The 17791-nt window shown below is 41.4% G+C and carries 18 protein-coding genes and 1 riboswitch; of the genes, 17 read left to right on the top strand and 1 reads right to left on the bottom strand.

What is annotated here, in order from left to right; genetic code table 11:
• The first annotated feature begins 148 nt into the window (after positions 1 to 148).
• The 9 genes from LM917_RS12500 (at position 149) to LM917_RS12460 (ending at position 11351) form a co-directional block, all read left to right on the top strand.
• Positions 149 to 2707, top strand: coding sequence for a S8 family serine peptidase (locus LM917_RS12500; protein ID WP_232697855.1), 2559 nt, complete (start codon positions 149 to 151; stop codon positions 2705 to 2707).
• Positions 2708 to 2780: 73 nt separating this feature from the next.
• A riboswitch (SAM riboswitch) is annotated at positions 2781 to 2884 on the top strand.
• A 208-nt stretch (positions 2885 to 3092) separates the two neighbouring features.
• Positions 3093 to 4298, top strand: a complete 1206-nt coding sequence (gene metK / locus LM917_RS12495; protein WP_232697854.1) for a methionine adenosyltransferase — start codon at positions 3093 to 3095, stop codon at positions 4296 to 4298.
• 194 nt (positions 4299 to 4492) lie between these two features.
• Entirely contained in the window at positions 4493 to 5569 is a 1077-nt protein-coding gene (locus LM917_RS12490) for a polysaccharide deacetylase family protein (protein ID WP_232697853.1), read from the top strand.
• 11 nt (positions 5570 to 5580) lie between these two features.
• A complete protein-coding gene (locus LM917_RS12485) occupies positions 5581 to 6741 on the top strand; it encodes a sensor histidine kinase (RefSeq protein ID WP_232697852.1) in 1161 nt (386 codons plus the stop codon).
• 24 nt (positions 6742 to 6765) lie between these two features.
• Positions 6766 to 7473, top strand: a complete 708-nt coding sequence (locus LM917_RS12480) for a response regulator (protein WP_309241949.1) — start codon at positions 6766 to 6768, stop codon at positions 7471 to 7473.
• 92 nt (positions 7474 to 7565) lie between these two features.
• Positions 7566 to 7943 (top strand): glycosyltransferase family protein, encoded by a 378-nt coding sequence (locus tag LM917_RS12475; RefSeq protein ID WP_232697956.1) that lies wholly within the window; start codon positions 7566 to 7568, stop codon positions 7941 to 7943.
• Positions 7944 to 8081: 138 nt separating this feature from the next.
• Complete coding sequence (locus tag LM917_RS12470; protein ID WP_232697851.1) at positions 8082 to 8264, top strand: hypothetical protein; 183 nt, start codon at positions 8082 to 8084, stop codon at positions 8262 to 8264.
• Positions 8265 to 8388: 124 nt separating this feature from the next.
• On the top strand, positions 8389 to 10485 hold the full coding sequence (locus LM917_RS12465) for an ATP-dependent helicase ComFA (protein WP_232697850.1): 2097 nt from the start codon (positions 8389 to 8391) through the stop codon (positions 10483 to 10485).
• A 32-nt stretch (positions 10486 to 10517) separates the two neighbouring features.
• Positions 10518 to 11351 carry a ComF family protein gene (locus tag LM917_RS12460; RefSeq protein ID WP_232697849.1) on the top strand — a complete coding sequence of 278 codons (834 nt, stop codon included), beginning with the start codon at positions 10518 to 10520 and terminating at the stop codon, positions 11349 to 11351.
• A gap of 100 nt (positions 11352 to 11451) precedes the next feature.
• Here LM917_RS12460 and map read toward each other — a convergent pair whose 3' ends face one another.
• On the bottom strand, positions 11452 to 12201 hold the full coding sequence (gene map / locus LM917_RS12455; protein ID WP_232697848.1) for a type I methionyl aminopeptidase: 750 nt from the start codon (positions 12199 to 12201) through the stop codon (positions 11452 to 11454).
• Positions 12202 to 12408: 207 nt separating this feature from the next.
• Between map and LM917_RS12450 the strand changes: the two genes are divergently transcribed.
• The 8 genes from LM917_RS12450 to csrA all read left to right on the top strand — a co-directional run bounded on the left by LM917_RS12450 (position 12409) and on the right by csrA (position 17711).
• Complete coding sequence (locus tag LM917_RS12450; RefSeq protein WP_232697847.1) at positions 12409 to 12831, top strand: TIGR03826 family flagellar region protein; 423 nt, start codon at positions 12409 to 12411, stop codon at positions 12829 to 12831.
• Between the two features lie 210 nt (positions 12832 to 13041).
• On the top strand, positions 13042 to 13329 hold the full coding sequence (flgM, locus tag LM917_RS12445) for a flagellar biosynthesis anti-sigma factor FlgM (protein WP_232697846.1): 288 nt from the start codon (positions 13042 to 13044) through the stop codon (positions 13327 to 13329).
• A gap of 12 nt (positions 13330 to 13341) precedes the next feature.
• On the top strand, positions 13342 to 13848 hold the full coding sequence (locus LM917_RS12440; protein WP_232697845.1) for a flagellar protein FlgN: 507 nt from the start codon (positions 13342 to 13344) through the stop codon (positions 13846 to 13848).
• Between the two features lie 17 nt (positions 13849 to 13865).
• Positions 13866 to 15341, top strand: a complete 1476-nt coding sequence (gene flgK / locus LM917_RS12435; protein WP_232697844.1) for a flagellar hook-associated protein FlgK — start codon at positions 13866 to 13868, stop codon at positions 15339 to 15341.
• 193 nt (positions 15342 to 15534) lie between these two features.
• Positions 15535 to 16425, top strand: a complete 891-nt coding sequence (flgL, locus tag LM917_RS12430; RefSeq protein WP_255668254.1) for a flagellar hook-associated protein FlgL — start codon at positions 15535 to 15537, stop codon at positions 16423 to 16425.
• Between the two features lie 20 nt (positions 16426 to 16445).
• A complete protein-coding gene (locus tag LM917_RS12425; RefSeq protein ID WP_232697843.1) occupies positions 16446 to 17024 on the top strand; it encodes a DUF6470 family protein in 579 nt (192 codons plus the stop codon).
• A 13-nt stretch (positions 17025 to 17037) separates the two neighbouring features.
• Positions 17038 to 17457: a flagellar assembly protein FliW gene (fliW, locus tag LM917_RS12420; RefSeq protein WP_232697842.1), complete on the top strand. Its 420-nt coding sequence runs from the start codon at positions 17038 to 17040 to the stop codon at positions 17455 to 17457.
• Positions 17458 to 17465: 8 nt separating this feature from the next.
• Complete coding sequence (gene csrA / locus LM917_RS12415; RefSeq protein WP_232697841.1) at positions 17466 to 17711, top strand: carbon storage regulator CsrA; 246 nt, start codon at positions 17466 to 17468, stop codon at positions 17709 to 17711.
• Positions 17712 to 17791 lie beyond the last annotated feature (80 nt).

Below are 17791 nucleotides of genomic sequence, written 5' to 3'. Positions count from 1 at the left end.
GGATATGGATGATATAAATTGAAACGTAATCAAAAATGTTACGTATAACTTGTATAATGTTGTCACCAAATGAAGGTGAAAGTTGTCCAATATATTAGGGGATTTGCCTAATTATTTGGTTGTGAGTTAGAGGAAGGGGAAACAGCATATGTTATACCCACAACTACAAAAAGGTTTGATCTGGATAACGGCTATCGCGGTCGTTCTGTGTACCGTTATTACGGGAGAGGCAAGCGTGGTGTATGCGGCTGTTAAACCTAATGACTATTATTTTCCTAACCAAACCCACCTGGATATCATTAATGCCCCAGAAGCGTGGAGCTTGGTGAAAGGAAATCCGGCAATTAAAATTGCACTACTTGATTCAGGAGTCGATCAGGATCATCCAGACTTGAAAGATAATATGCTTCCTACCATTAATCTGGTACCAGGTGAAAGTGCAGATGACTTAAACGGTCACGGTACACAGGTAGCTGGAATTTTGGCGGCTAAAGGAAATAACGGCATTGGAGTAACAGGTGTACTTTGGGATGCGAAAATTTTGCCAATTAAGGTATTGGATCGGAATGGAGAAGCATCTTCAGAGCGCTTAGCTAGCGGTATACGTAGGGCGGTTGCTGAAGGGGCAAAGGTCATTCTGATGTCTGCCAGCACGCTTTACTATTCCAAAGAGCTGGAGGACGCTGTTAATCTGGCGGAATCGCGCGGTATCGTTGTTATTGCAGCGAGTGGAAATGAAGGCAGCAGGGTCAACTATCCAGCAGCTTTTCCTACCGTGGTTGCTGTAGGTGCTGTAACGAACAACAATAAAGTACACAATCGCTCTAATTTTGGTCCTGAACTAAATATTGTGGCTCCTGGACTGGATATTTTTACGACGGCTCGTTCCAATCGGTATAGCTCAATGCGTGGAACATCAGCAGCAGCCCCACAAGTAGCTGGAGCGGCTGCCTTATTGCTAGCAAAAAATCCTTCCATGAAGCCCATCGATGTAAGACAGCAGCTGTATCACTCTGCTACAAAAATTAACGGAGTACGCTGGACGAAGGAAACGGGGTATGGAGTCTTACATGTTGGTAGAGCCCTAAAGCTTACTCCGACTGGTGATATCAATGAACCGAACAATTCGATGAGTAAAGCGGCAGCCTTTCCCATGGATAATCAGATTCGGGGACAAATCAGTGCTAGTGATCCGAATGACTGGTTTTATACTGATATTCCATACGATGGGAGTCTAGTAATAAACACGCAGCTAAATACCAATTTTAGGGGAGCTCTTGCTATCACTGTATATCAGGACGGAAAAGTACAGGATACCTATTCGCTGTCTAATAATAGCTCACTTACCATTCCCGTTAAAAAAGGAAAGGTTCATCACAACTTGCGTGGAGCTGGTGTAAGCAATGTGAATTACACCATTACCAGTAAGTTCAATATAGCTCCCGATCGCTATGAGCCTAACAATACGATGGAAGCAATTCGTCCACTGCCAGCGGGAAATCGTATTGAGGTAAAAGGGAACTTTCACACAGCTAATGATGTGGACTGGTACTCCTACTATGTCCGAGATACAGGCAAGATGTTCATTCAGGTGGATACAGACACACTGCGTCTCGATCCCCAAATAAGTGTACGTAAAGAGGGGAATGCAAAAGGATATTTCCTCGATGCAAGCACCCCAACTGATACCACGGAAAAGGTGAATATAGATGTGACGCCGGGGCGTTATCTGTTTAAACTGCAGAACAGCTTTCCTGCTGCGGTAAACGGAGAGTACTTCATGCAGTTGCATTATATGCCTCAGCGCAAGGATACGAATGAGCCGAATGATAACCCAAGGTTGGCAACCAAGCTTGGCGGGGGCACCACCAATCTATTAACTGGAACAATTCCGTCTCAGTCGGATACGGATTGGTTCACATTTACGATATCTAATGAAAGTTATGTAACCATTCGTGCTCCATATATTCCACCTCAGGCTACGGTTCGTCTTGCGGTCTATAATAGCCGTAACATGGATTATTCTATTGATGCTCGTAATGCGAGCGGGGAAGATAACGAGGTGGTTTTTGAAGATAAATTAGCTCCAGGAACGTATTACATCAAAATTTCCAGTACGACGCCATTTTTCTATGATGCGTATCGTTTTAGCATGACACGACAAGACATGGTGAGCGGATTCAGGGATATCGGACAGCACTGGGCGAAGCCTGCCATTAGTAAGCTGGCTAGCAATGGAATTGTTTCTGCACCATCTAATCAATTATTTCGTCCTGATGCCAATACAACTCGTGCAGAATTTGCAGATATGTTGATTCGTACGTTACGGGCAAAGGGCTTGTCTACTGGAAGTGTAGGCAGCAATCCTTATAAAGATTTGAATGGAAGACATTGGGCCTACAATAGCTTACTTCAAGCATCATCACTTGGAATCATGAATGGTGCAAACAAAAAAATTGAGCCAGACAGATCTGTAACTAGAGCAGAGATGGCTTTAATGATCGCGCGGGCAAAAAATCTGTCTACCTATACGCGCACATCCATTTCCTTTAAAGATGTACCTAGTACTCATTGGGGGGCTGCAGCAATTGAAACATTGGCAGCTCACGGTTGGTTAAAAGGTTACAACGATGGAAAATTCTATCCAGATCGGGCTGTTTTGCGTGGTGAGACCTCCACAGTACTAACCAAAGCGTTCCAACTGTAGGAGTGGATGGAAAATGTCAAAACGACGTTGACACGCTATAGAAAAAGCATTATTCTATAAATCATGGATATTACTCTTATCCAGAGTAGGTGGAGGGACTGGCCCTATGAAGCCCGGCAACCGTTTTGAGCGGTGCTAACCAGCAGAGTGAGAATGATTCACTCTGGCCGATAAGAGGTTAGGGAACGCATGTAAAAAGCAACCTTTTCCTCTGCCGAGGGAAGGGTTTTTCTTTTTGTGTAAAGAAGTATTTTCATTTTTTTTACAAAAAAGAAATTACTACATGTGAACAACAAAACGAATTCAAACGTTTTGTAGTGATTAGAACCTGGCTCGGCAATCTTTTATATAAAGTATGACGTAATTAGATTGAGGAGGTTTATTTATGGCATTGCAAAAAGGTCGTCGTTTGTTTACTTCTGAGTCTGTAACGGAAGGACATCCGGATAAAATCTGTGACCAAATCTCAGATTCCATTCTAGATGCAATCTTGTCTAAAGACGCGAATGCACGTGTAGCGTGTGAAACTTCTGTTACTACTGGTCTTGTACTAGTAGCAGGCGAAATTACTACTTCTACTTATGTAGACATTCAAAAGCTTGTGCGCGAAACAATCCGTGAGATCGGTTATGATCGTGCCAAGTATGGTTTTGATGCAGATACATGTGGTGTAATTACTGCTATCGGAGAACAATCTGCTGATATTGCACTAGGTGTAGATAAAGCATTAGAAGCTCGCGAAGGTAGCATGACTGATGAAGAAATCGAAGCAATTGGTGCTGGTGACCAAGGCTTGATGTTCGGTTTCGCATGTAATGAAACTCCTGAATTAATGCCACTTCCAATCAGCATGGCTCACCAATTGTCTCGCCGTCTGACTGAAGTGCGTAAAGATGGTACGCTTACTTACCTGCGTCCAGATGGTAAAACACAAGTAACGGTTGAATACGATGGTGATAAACCAGTTCGTATCGACACGATCGTTATTTCTACGCAACATGCTCCAGAAGTAGAACTGGATCAGATCAAAAAAGATCTAATTGAAAATGTAATCAAGCCAATCGTTCCAGCTGAATTGTTGGACGAGAACACGAAGTATTTCATCAACCCAACAGGACGTTTCGTTATCGGTGGTCCTCAAGGGGATGCTGGTCTTACAGGACGTAAGATCATCGTTGACACATACGGTGGATACGCTCGTCATGGCGGTGGAGCATTCTCTGGTAAGGATCCAACCAAAGTTGACCGTTCCGGTGCTTATGCAGCTCGCTATGTAGCGAAAAATATCGTAGCAGCAGGACTTGCTGAAAAATGTGAAGTACAAGTAGCGTATGCAATCGGGGTAGCACAACCGGTATCAATCGCTGTTGATACTTTTGGCACAGGAACTATTTCTGAATCCGATCTGGTAGCATTGATCCGTAAGCACTTCGATCTACGCCCAGCAGGAATCATCAAGCAATTGGACCTTCGTCGCCCAATCTACAAACAAACAGCAGCTTACGGTCATTTCGGACGCAACGATTTGAATGTTCCTTGGGAGCAAACAGATAAAGCGGAAGATTTGAAGAAGGATGCAGCCTCTTTGTAGGACCATTAGATAAGTAGGTAAAGCCTCAAATCACGAGATAATGTGATTTGGGGCTTTTTTAAGTGGTAAGAATAATAAACGTAAAAAGAACATCAAAATGAAAAAATATATGATTGTGATAAATAGCACAACAAAGGAATCTGTAAATCTTTGTCGAAAAGCACTATAATAAGAAGAAAAGGAACTTTTGCAACATGAAAAATAATCCAGTTTGGATTGTGGTTGTAGTGTTTATCACGGCTTTACTAGCAACGGGGATATTCCTTTACATTTCTTCTAATAAGAGTGAAAATATGCAGAATTTGCAACAAGAAAACTTTTGGAATACAACATTGGGCAGAGAGAGTAGCCAAAATGCGAATGAAAATGGTATGGTAAATAGTGGCGAATATCCTGATACGAAAATGAATAAAGATGCAAACTCCTCAAAAACAGATACTTTACCTGGTAGTAAACAGGATGCCTCAGTCCCTTCAAAAGAGTGGTATAAGAATAAGGTTGTCATATTGAATTACCACCATATTAATCAAGATTCAAGTCAGGCTTATGCTATGACATCTGATCGGCTGCGGGAACATTTAACCTTTTTAAGGGAAAATGGTTTTCATGTGATTAGTATGGATGAATTTATCCGATTCATGGAGACAAAACATATTTCGACACCTAATGCAGTTCTTCTTACCTTCGATGATGGGTATGAAAGCTACTATACCGAGGCGTATCCATTACTTCGACAATTCGGCTATCCATCAACTAATTTTGTTATTACAAGCAGATTACGAGATTCGTTGGACCGAAAGCGTGAGAATATGACTACACCATTGACACATCAACAGATTGAAGAAATGCTTGATTCCGGTCTGGTTTCAATCGGATCGCATACATACAGCTTACATCATCAGGAAGCGACTAACGAGTGGGGACAGCCTAAAGCAGGTACGGAACCTGTATTTCTGGAAGATCTATATCGCGTTGAAAACGAGGGAGAATATCGAGATAGACTGTACGTGGACTTTATGATGTCCAGAGTGGCACTGGAGGATCTCTTGGATCAAGGTGCCAAGGTGATATCAATGCCACTAGGGTTTACGAGCAATATTGTAATAGAATCTGCAAAAGAAGCTGGATATCAGTATGCGTTTACCTCCCGTCCTGGTACTGTAGGACCTAATGAGAACCCTTATGCCATCCCGCGAATTGATGTGGGCAAAAAAGAAATCGGTGCAGCTCAACTTCACGAGTTGTTTACGAAGGTGAAACTGGAAGAGTAAGGGGGAAGCACATGGATCAGGGCATAAATATTAGTCTTCTGGATGGGGTCATTAAAAAAACAATTAAAACTGTCGAGATGAGCAAGGAACAAATCTTTCAGATTGCGGAAAGCGCTCGTCTTGAGAGTAATACCATAAAAAAAGAAATTGTAGAAATTCGTCAGTTATTGGCAGATGTCATTCAAACCGTGGACAACCTGGAATTACAATCACGGCGTTCTCGGGCACGACTAGTACAAGTAAGCCGCAATTTTCAAAGTTTTTCAGAATCAAATATTCGCTCTGCTTACGAGGAAGCTCATAACATCCAGATCGAACTCTCTCTGATGCGCGAGAGAGAAAATAATTTAAAAAAGAGACGGGATGAATTGGAACTGCGCTTGCGCAATATCCTGGATACGATCGATCGAGCAGAAGGACTTCTTAGCCAAATTAGTGTAGTGCATAGCTTTTTGGCAGGTGACTTATCTCAGGTTGAGGAAGCTTTAGAGTCAGCCAAGCAACATCAATTGATGGGTCTGAAAATTATCCAGGCTCAAGAGGAAGAGCGTAAACGCGTTGCACGCGACATTCATGACGGGCCTGCGCAATCAATGGCGAATGTGGTTTTACGCACAGAGATTGTAGAGAAGATGCTACGAAATCAGCAGGTGGAAGATGCAAAAACCGAATTAGCTTCCTTAAAAGAAATAGTTCGAATGAGTTTGTCAGATGTACGCAAAATTATTTTTGATCTACGTCCTATGGCACTTGATGATCTAGGATTAATTCCAACCCTCCAAAAATATATTCAAACATTTGAGGATCGAAGCAAAGTACATATTGATCTGATTGTTTTTGGAAAGGAACAAGATTTGGAAAGTTCCTTTAAAGCAGCAGCTTTTCGTCTAGTGCAGGAATGTTTAAATAATGTGGATAAACATGCGAAGGCCAATTTTGTGCAGATAAAAGTGGAATTCCAAATGGAAAACGTATTTATTGTTGTTAAAGACGACGGAATTGGATTTGACATGAAAGAAGTGAAGAAAAAAGGTAACTCGTTTGGAATTATGGGTATGAAAGAGCGCTGTCAATTATTAGACGGAAGATTGGGGATTACTTCGAATATCCATGGTGGTACGAAGGTGGTCATTCAATTACCACTCCGTTCATCTGCTAAATCAAAAAAATGATAGAAATAGAGGAGGTTGAATACAGTGGAAAAAGTAATAGATGAAATTAAAATTGTACTTGTGGATGACCACCAACTGTTTCGTGAAGGTGTTAAACGTATTCTAGATATGGAAACCGGCTTTAAGGTCGTGGGGGAGGGTTCGGATGGAACAGATGCCCCTACACTGGTAGCTGAGCATAAACCTGACGTATTGCTTATGGATATCAATATGCCTAACGTTAACGGTGTAGCGGCGGCTGAAGAAGTAGTAAAAATCAGCCCAGAAACAAAAGTAATTATTCTGTCTATTCATGATGACGAGGGCTATGTATATCGTACACTTCGTTCTGGAGCCTCAGGATACCTGCTTAAAGATATGGGTACATCTGAATTGGTGGAAGCTGTGCGTGTCGTAGCTCAAGGTGGAGCGTACATTCATCCTAAGGTTACTGGGAAATTGATTGATGAGTTCCGTCGCTTGAGCGAACAGGAAGAGTCGATGGATCGTAATGTATCCTTTGAAGAGGCTCCGGTTATGGACCCGAGAATTATTGAATCTCTCACACGTCGTGAGCGTGAAGTACTGCAACTGATGGCAGAAGGTAAGAGTAACAGAATGATTGGTGAATTCCTGTTTATCAGTGAGAAAACAGTAAAAAATCACGTAAGTAGCATTCTGCAAAAGCTAAATGTGCAGGACCGTACGCAAGCGGTAGTTATCTCAATCAAAAATGGTTGGGTGAAGCTGTAAAACGAGGAATAATGAAGCCAAGTTTTCTAATAAAAAGAGTGGAGATTAAGCAACCAAGTCAAGCACTGCGGCATACCTTATTACAGGAGGGGATGACCGTGGTGACTGATTTTATGATCTGGTTGCTTGCAGCTTATGGCTGCTCCACTCTTTTGCTTAAAATGGGCTACATATTGTTGAATCGAGAGACGACCCTCATTACGGTTACGGAACCCATGACCCATTATCAATTGCTTGTATACAATTCTGAGCATAGATTGGAAGCAGTAGTCCGCAAGTTAATGTTTCAGTCAGGCTTATATGGACGTTCGATTCAGATTTCCATTGTGGACGATGGTTCGTCAGACGACACTGTTAAAATGAAGGAGATCCTGCATCGTGTACATGAAAGCACATTAACAGAAGAGCAAGATGGTTTGGAGCACGTGGTAATTATTGATCTACGAACGTTGCAAAGGGAAGCTGGCTGAAAAGGCTAGCTTCTTTTTATGTTAATTGGGTAATTTTACATACATTTACCAATTCATTCAAATTTAACTGTAGGTCTAATGTAAAACTTGGGGTATGATATATGAAAATCGCTGAAATGAGTGAAATGAGTTATGCAAATGATTTTTGTAATTCTTGCTCTCGTTGTAGTAGCAGCTATAGGTACAGTCATGGTAGGCTTGAAACCGAAAGAATCAGGTTACGGAACGAGGACCAAAAAAAATCTAACCAGATTAATAGCAATCTATGCAGTATGTACCGTTATTTTTTTAGGGATTTTTATCTATTATTTCAATAAGTAATGAATAGGAAAATCAGTTCATTTTTTACCAAGTCGCCAAAGAGGCGGCTTTTTTTGATTTTCTTGCGGCGCTCGCTGTCTTTTACCAAAATGAAAGAAATTGGAATGGGAGCGGGGGAAAGGGCATGCGAGAATATGTGTTGTATGTAAAAGAAAGAGATCGGACAGCAAGTGCACATATTACGCCTGTGTATGAAGTGGATCAGCAATTTTGGGCTGAACAGGAAGGAAGCAGGCTTCACATAATTGGTAGGAGCCGATCGCTTGCCTTGATTTTTGCATTACGGGAAAAGGTAAATCAACAATTGAAGGATGTACGAAATGAAGATGGTCTTCCAGAGAATAAATGGTTAGATAAAACATTGGATAGAGCAAAAAAAGCGGCTGGTGACTATACGAAGGAGGTAAATAGGTTATATGTCCGTGAAACAAGGGAAACAGGCTATGGTAACACTGTTTGTTTTCAAATGGATATACAACAGACTGAAAAAGCTCTTGGGCAGAGTTGCAGAGATTTTAAGAGGAGTATTCAAGAACATGAGGAGTACAAATTGGAGTCGGAATCAAAATCGAATAATCAGCTCCTGACTCAAAATCTGGTAGATCAGTGCGCCACATTCATCGAAACTCATGTAAAAGGTCGAGCACTTCTGTTAGAAGAGACAAAAAAGTGGTTGGAGCAAGCCCCACATTTAGAAACAGGCTGGATAGCAGGTTTTCAAAGGCTAGTATTGTTAGAAAAGGCTGAATGGAAACCCAGCGTACGATTAGAAGTAAAGCGATCAGCCTGGAAGAACCAGTTGCTGTTTACCTGTGAACGTTGCAGTAGTCAGGCTACTATTGATAAGGTGGAATGTTACACATGTGGACAAGCATGTGCGTACTGTTTTAACTGTTTGAGCATGGGAAGATGCAAGTGCTGTGTTCCACTGGTTTGTATACCAAATGGGGATAAGCTTTCTCTTTCTCTACATGCGAATTTACCTACTCGTCCGATTTCGCAATTAAATACACTGGCTACCAGATTATCACCGCCTGCTACCTTAGCATCCTTAGAGCAACAAGAGGGACCCTTACACATGCATGCAGAGGATAACGTTTACTTACGGTGGAAAGGTAACTTTTCACCACGACAGGCATCAGTGGCAGAGCAGGCGAGATCATTCGTAACATCCGTTTCACCTTCTTTTCTTATTTGGGCAGTTTGCGGTGCTGGTAAGACAGAGCTTATTTTCCCTGCTATGGAAGAGATTCTTCAGCTCGGGGGAAATGTCTGCATTGCTACTCCACGTAAAGATGTTGTCCTGGAATTAGCGCCACGCATTGCACAGGTTTTTCCTACCATCTCGGTATTGGCTATCCACGGTAGTTCACTCCAAAAATGGGAAAATAGCAGGATCGTTATTTCTACCACTCATCAAATGCTACGTAATTATCAACGCTTTCATTTAATAATAATTGATGAGGTTGATGCGTTTCCCTATCACGGGGATCAAATGCTATATCATGCAGTGAAACGCTCACTCGTACCTGGTGGGAAGACCCTCTATTTAAGTGCTACACCGCCAACCTATTTACAAAAACAATTGGTACAATTCGGTGATATGACCACAAGAAGTGGCTGCTTCTTGAGGAGGAAGACCAATTACAGTAGCCTACCATTATCCTCACAGAGCCACGCTATTCTACCTGCCCGCTATCATGGATTTCCGCTTCCTGTACCACGAGTGGAACGGATATCTCGCTTGCGATACAAGCTGGAAAAACAGCTCCCCATCCCTCCATTACTGGAATTATGCAATGATTCCCTACGTGAAAACCGGCAGATTTTTCTCTTTGTTGCCCGTATCGAAATGATTCCTGTCGTACTTACTTATTTACGAAAACACTTTCCAGATTTCGTAGGGCAGATAGAGGGGGTTCATGCTGCTGATCCTGAACGGGAGCATAAGGTAAAGGCTTTTCGGCAAAAAGAATACATCATGCTAGTTACCACTACGATTTTGGAAAGGGGCGTCACGATACCGCGTAGTGATTGTGTAGTATTGGAGGCAGAAGCAGCGATCTTTGATGAAGCCTCACTGGTACAGATTGCTGGTAGAGTTGGACGTTCGGCGGATTCACCAGATGGCGATGTTCTTTTCTTAGTAGGTCAAAAAGCGACAGCACCACGGAAGGCAATACGACAAATTCAGCGCATGAATAAATTAGGAAGCTTATAGATGAGAGAACTGTCGAAAAAAGGGGAATGAAAGTGGGCTATCAGACATGTCTGGGATGCAGGAAATGGTTGCGTTCTGGAAGAAAAACAGAACTATTAGTGGATCGTCTTCCTACATATTTTACTTCTGATCAATATCCTGTCTGTTATCAGTTGTTTCAAAGCATGGAGCTTTGTGAGACATGCATAGATAAGCTACCGATTATTAGTCTATTCTCCTGTGTCCAGTGTGGGAGAGATGAGAGGGTAGGGGGAACGTCGCATTGTCGAGATTGTGTGAAGCGGGAGCAGCAGGTAGAGCGGACTACTACTATACATAACCGTAGTGTACTTCGTTATGAAGAATGGACTAAAGAGTTGATTAGTCAATGGAAATATCGTGGAGATGAACGTCTAACCAAACTGTGTAGCACTCTTTTACAGATTGGTTTTATTCGTTATTATTCAAATGAACGGTTTGATTGTATCAGCTATGTGCCAATGCATGCTGGTCGATTACAAGAGAGAGGGTTTAATCAAGCAGAGGTATTGGCACAAGCATTAAGTATCAAGCTGAAAGTTCCTTGTCGCCCTCTTTTGGAGCGCACAAAGGAAACGACGAAGCAAAGTAAACAAAAAGGACGAACGAATCGTTTTTTCAGTATGCAGGATGCTTTTCAATTACGGGTAGAAGCCAGTCAAGATTTTTCGGTCCCACGAAATACCTGGTGGATGAGACCATTCACCAAAACGAGACGTGGAATGCGAATCTTATTAATAGATGATATTTATACGACAGGAGCAACTTTGCAGGCTTGTGCCGATGTGCTTTTATCGAGCGAGTTATGGGGCGATCATGAGGTTCGGAGTATGACACTTGCCAGGTAGTTTGTGTAGCATGGTCAATACCAACCAAAATATTATTCACGTAAATAATAAAAAACGGCAAACCTGTCAAGCAGAATTTGCCGATGTAGATAATAGAGGGTTATAGCTGAGTTAGAATCAAGGGACCATCTTCTGTGATGGCGAGAGTGTGTTCGTACTGAGCTGATAGTTTTCCATCGCGTGTGCGAGCAGTCCAACCATCTTCTTCATCAACGACAGCATGATAGGTTCCCACATTTAACATTGGCTCGATGGTAAGAACCATGCCTTCTTTCAAACGGACACCTTTTCCGGCAGGGCCGTAGTGAGGAACATAAGGATCTTCATGCATACTTTTTCCGATACCATGACCTGTAAAGTCACGAACAACGGAGTAACCACGTCCTTCAGCGAATTTTTGAATGGCATGGGAAATGTCACCGATTCGATTACCAACAACCGCCTGTTCGATACCTAGAAACAGTGCTTCTTTGGTAGTAGTCAGGAGGCGATCAGCTTCTTCAGACACATTGCCTACTGAATACGACCATGCGGAATCAGCTAACCAACCATTTAGATTAACAACCATGTCGATGGTAACGATATCACCATCTTTTAGCGCTTTTTTTGATGGGAAACCATGACAGATAACCTCATTCGCAGAAGCGCAGGTAGCGAATTGATAGCCATGATAGCCTTTTTGTTCAGGTGTTGCTCCATGTTCTTTCATGAAGCGTTCTGCAAACTGGTCAATCTCCCAAGTGGTAATGCCTGGTTTGATCATCTTGGCAATTTCTTGGTGGATAGTAGCTAGCAAGATGCCTGCTTCACGCATCTTCATTATTTCTTCTTTTGTTTTAAGTACGACCAAAACGGAAACCTCCAAGCTTCTTATAGTTGACAACAGTCTATTCATCCGTTAGTAATAACGGTACGACTTTCGTTACTCTGAAGAATTCTTCTCTTCATTAATCATACCACAATTATTTAATTGACTTCCTTTCAATAAATGGAGGGGGATCAAACACATCAAAATATCGTTCTGTAATAGATAACTTGCATGAAGGAGGAATGAAAAATGGGTTTAGGACAATTGGCTAACTGCCCAATCTGTGATGCGTTATTTGTAAAAGGAATTCGGGACGTTTGTAACAATTGCTACAAAGAGCAGGAGAAACAATATGATGTTTGTGCACAATATTTGCGTAAACGGGAAAACCGCGGTTCAACCATTTATGAGTTAAGTGAGGGGACAGGCGTTGCTGTTAAGCAGATAACTAAATTTATACGTGAGGGACGAATTTCTTTACAGAACAGTCCGAATCTTGGTTATCCTTGTGAAAAATGTGGAACGCTCATTCGTACAGGGAATTTGTGCACAGAATGCATGGGATCTCTACAGAGACAGATCACACAACAAATGGATGTTGATCGTCGTCTGGCAGATGAAGAGCGAAAGACTAATAACAAGGTGTATCAGTACAAAAGAGAGGACAAATAGCACGGTGCAAATGGCAGGGGAATAGGGAAAGGGATAGGGAAATAGATCCTTTTTCTGGCTTTTCATTAATCGAATGTCGCCATTTTGCCGATGTAACTACTAGAACATTATTGCGGTTAGTATAACAAACAGGCTGTTACAAAGTCACTTTTGAAAATGGATCAAGTAGCGAAAAGTGCCAGGCCAGCTTTATTAGTTTAAGATTGCGAGGTGAACGCGTTGCGTATTCATGAACCAAATCGAACAGGTATGATTCAAGCCTATAACAAGACAAATCCGATGCACCAAAAAAGTGAGTACAAACATAAATGGGGTAAAGATGAGGTTTCCATTTCCAATGAAGGTATGGAGATGTTGAAAATGGGTGAGGAGCAGGAAATGGATGCAGCTCGTACAACTAAAATTGATGATTTGAAAAATCAGATCAACAATGGTACGTACCATGTATCAAGTGAAAAAATTGCCGAGAAGCTGCTTGCTTTTTGGTCTAGATCATAGGAGGCAAAAAGCGTGAACAATACTTATGTACAACAACTTTTTGCCGTCTTGGAGAATACGACGAAGCTACATCAAGCACTATATACCCTAGCCAATGATAAAAGGGAAGTGCTTGTAAAAAATGATATACCCAAGCTGACAGAGCTGATGAAGTCCGAACAACAACTATTAAAAGCAATTCAGCAACTAGAAGCAGAGCGGCAAAACCTGACAACCATGTTGTTTCAGGAAAAGGGAGTATCTGTTGTGAACGGTACCTTACTTGACCTGATTAAACTGAGCACAGATATTGAAATAAAAGAAAAACTGACTGGGTATCGTGATGAGTTATTACGCGTGATCGGTCAATTACAAATAGAAAATGAGTTAAACCAGCAGTTACTGGGACACTCTCTGGAATACGTTGAACTGAGTCTCGATTTATTTACAGATCGTCCAGAGGAAGATTTTATCTATCAACATCCAGGTAACCAACCATCTTCACAAGTAAACCGTTCCATTATTAACCATAAAGCTTAAGAAAAAGAGGTGCCTACATGCGTTCGACATTTCATCTCCTCGAAGTAAGTAAACGCGCGCTATTTGCTCAGCAAGCAGCACTTAGCGTAACAGGTCATAACGTTTCCAATATAAATACTTTAGGATACACCAGACAACGTGCCAACATGGCTACTCCTACAGGACTTCCTGCTATTGGCATGAATGCTGATCGAGCACCCGGATTACTCGGTACAGGGGTATATGTAACAGATATCCAGCGTATTAGGGAAGATTTTCTGGATGTACAGTTCCGTAATGCTAATAAGAATACGGGGTATTGGAATAACACTGTGAACACAATTAGCCAAGTGGAAGATATTATGAATGAACCTTCCGATAGTGGCTTACAAAAGGTTATGGACCAAATGTGGCAAGCATGGGAAGATGTTACCACTGATCCTAAAGATGAATCATCACGCTCTGTATTACGTGAGCGAGCTGTAGCTGTTGCAGATACTTTTAACCATTTAAATAAAAAATTAAATGAACTACAGGCGGATCAGGATAACGAAGTGGCTATTCAAGCCTCCTCGATAGATTCAATCGCTAAACAAATTGCAGCGATTAACAAACAAATTGGAGAAATCGTACCTCATGGCTATCAGCCAAATGATTTATACGATCAACGCGATGTACTAATCGATAAACTATCTGGGATGGCAGATGTAAAAGTGACACATGCCGATAATGGTATTGTAAACGTGACAATTGGCGGGCAGCCACTTGTTACTGGTATTACTTCCACTCCAGTGACTACCCAGAAAAATGCGGATACAGGTAAAAATGAAGTTTTACTTGGAGGAGCTGTTTTCCAGCCGGCAAAAGGATCAGGAACACTTTCTGCTGCGATTGTTGGTCGTGATGAGACAACAGCTGATATGAAGAAGAAACTGGATATCCTTGCTACCAATATGGCAAGAGAAATCAATAATTTTCACCGCCAAGGGTACAACCTAGACGATATCAAAAACGGTCAAAAAGGACCGGAAATTAGTTTCTTTGTTATTGAAGGAGGTACAGGTGATCCTACCAGTGCGGGAAATATTAAGGTTAATCCAGAGATCCTCAAAAGTTTGGATAAAATCGCAGCTGCACAAGGTACTCCTGGTATTCCAAATGATGGTAATAACAAGATGGCACTAGAAATTGCCAAGTTGAAAAATAAGCCTATTCCAGCAGGAACGGGTCCTAATGATTTTCCTCAGGATACTACCATTGACGAATTTTATCGACATGCTATTGCTCAATTGGGTGTCGATGGACAAGAAGCAGTTCGTAACTTTAAAAATGCAAACATCACTGGAAATATGATTGAGATGAACCGTCAATCTGTCTCTGGTGTCGACGTTGACGAAGAGATGGTTAATGTAATCAAGTTCCAAAAAGCGTACTCTGCTGCGGCTCGTGTAATGACTAGTATGGACGAGATTTTGGATAAAATAATTAATGGCATGGGTAGAGTAGGGTTATAGAATAACCTATTAAAGGAAAGATTCGAATGATTATTAGGTGCCGTCAGGGACGGTACCTTTTTTAACAGATAAGAATTAATAAAAATTCTTATCTGCATAAGTGCATCTAAGGCTTTACCTGCGCCAGAGGCTTGGTAAAGCCAAGTTTTCTAAAAAAATATGACGAAGTAGAAATATCAGAGAGGTGATCAGGATGCGTATTACACAGAATATGATGAACAGCGCCATGATTAGAAATATGAATAATTCTATGAGTTCAATGAGTAAATACTTTGAGCAATTGTCCACTGGAAAGAAAATCTCTCGTCCTTCTGATGACCCCGTTGTTGCTGCACGTGGAATGTATTATCGAACATCATTGACTGAGAATCAGCAGTTTACCCGCAATGCTGGGACAGCAAAAAACTGGATGGATTCGTATGATACTACAATGGATGAGGTTGGAAAAGTGTATCATCGTATTCGTGAGTTAGTAGTTAGTTCGGGGGATGGAGCTTATGGTGAAAAAGATAGAGAAACAATTGCAGCAGAGATAAAAGAACTAAAAAAACATTTAGGATCACTTGCTAATCAGACAGTGAATGGTAAATATATTTTTGCAGGGGACGATACCTCTAATCCACCGCTTACAACTGATCCACTAGGAAAAGAAACTTTTAAAGGTAATGATGGTACAGTGGAAGTAGAAATGGGAACAGGAATCCAGATGCAAATTAATATTGATGGACAGAAGATTTTTAACCATCCATCTGCGACAGACAATATTTTTACTAAGCTGGAACAAATTATAGCTAAGCTGGAAAAAGGTGAATCTGCCGCTGACTCCCTTGATGAAATGGATGAACAGGTAGAGAATTTATTAGTACAACGTGCCGGTCTAGGTGCTAAATCGAATCGTCTGGATATGATGATGAGCCGTTTAGAATCCGAAGAAGTAAGTCTTTATACGATGTTATCTGAAAATGAGGATGTTGACCAAGCCGAAGTAATCACTCAGCTAAAAATGCAGGAGTCGGTTCATCGTCAGGCATTAGGAGCAGGTGCACGCATTATTCAACCATCTTTACTAGATTTCCTGAGATAGGACGATAGGGGGAAATAACCATGCAAATTGCTCGTTTAAGCATGACATCAACCCCACTGTTGCTTGATATTAAAAGCCCGCGAGGTAAACAAGAGATCGAACAGCCACGTGCTGAACAAAATATTACACAAGAGCCTGCTATCATGGATATCAGGCAAGCACGTGGACGTTTGACCATGGATTCTTCGGAAGCCAGGGAAAATATTGATTTGAAGGGTCCTTTGGCGCGTACCCGAGATAATGCGGACTATGGATATCGTCAGGCAATGGAAGCGATTGCGGATGCTGCATCTGAAGGTGACCGCATGATGGCAGTTGAGAAGAATAATAATGTTTTTTCAGATATTGGGTTTGAGAAGACCAAGTTCTTTACTGGAGAACCATTCGTGGCAGCAGGGTTCATGGTCGGGGATGGACTCGAAATCCACTATCAGCATGAGCCTCTTTCTATTTCTGTGCAAGAAAGAGGAGCTAAAATAGATGTAAAAGTGAATCCACCTGTTCATATATACACTCCTGCAAAGGTAGAGGCGTATGTACGTCAGTGGAATCGGCTAGATATTGAAGTCGTTGGCATGAATGTGAACCTAGCAAGATAAGAGGAGTTGTCCAATGATGTATCAGAAGCAAAAAATGGGAAAACTCTATGTAATAGAGGGAATGATTGGTTTTACACAATTGCAGGAGTATCAACTAACCCAAGAGGAAGAGGGCTCTCCGTTCTTTGTTTTACAAGCTGAAAAAGATGAGAATGTTAGTTTCTGGGTAGTAGAACCATTTGTTTTTTATCCAGAATATGAGTTCAATCTACCTGAATCCGTAAAAGAAAGCCTACATATTAACGAACAACATGATGTTAGTGTACTAAACATCATGACTGTTCGTGGTAATAATCAAATTACAGTTAACCTAAAGGCTCCGCTGATTGTAAATGTGAAAACAGGTCAAGCGAAGCAAATCATCTTGAAAGATGATACGTACGATCTACGCCAACCATTGCTTCCTCAACAGAATAAGCCTGTGAAAAAGTAGGTGAGAACATGCTGGTACTATCTCGGAAAAAAAATGAGTCGATTATGATTGGCGATCAGATTGAAATAAAGGTAATTGCCGTTGACAAAGACATGGTTCGGATCGGAATATCTGCGCCTCGAGATGTTGATGTACATCGCAAGGAGATATATATTGCGATACAGGAAGAGAATAAAATGGCCACCCAAACCAAATTGGATTGGTCACAGCTATCAAAACTAGTGCCTACAGAAAAAGGACTTGGAGACGAATGATCTTCAAGTTTTTTTGTTTTAGGTAAAAAATAAAATTAATAGTAAAAATATTTATGGTTGTTTCCGATAGTAATAATAGG

The sequence above is a fragment of the Brevibacillus daliensis genome (assembly GCF_021245735.1).
GTDB lineage: Bacteria > Bacillota > Bacilli > Brevibacillales > Brevibacillaceae > Brevibacillus_B > Brevibacillus_B daliensis.
The sequence above is the reverse complement of the archived record's forward strand: the minus strand, read 5'-3'. Positions and strand labels throughout refer to the sequence as shown.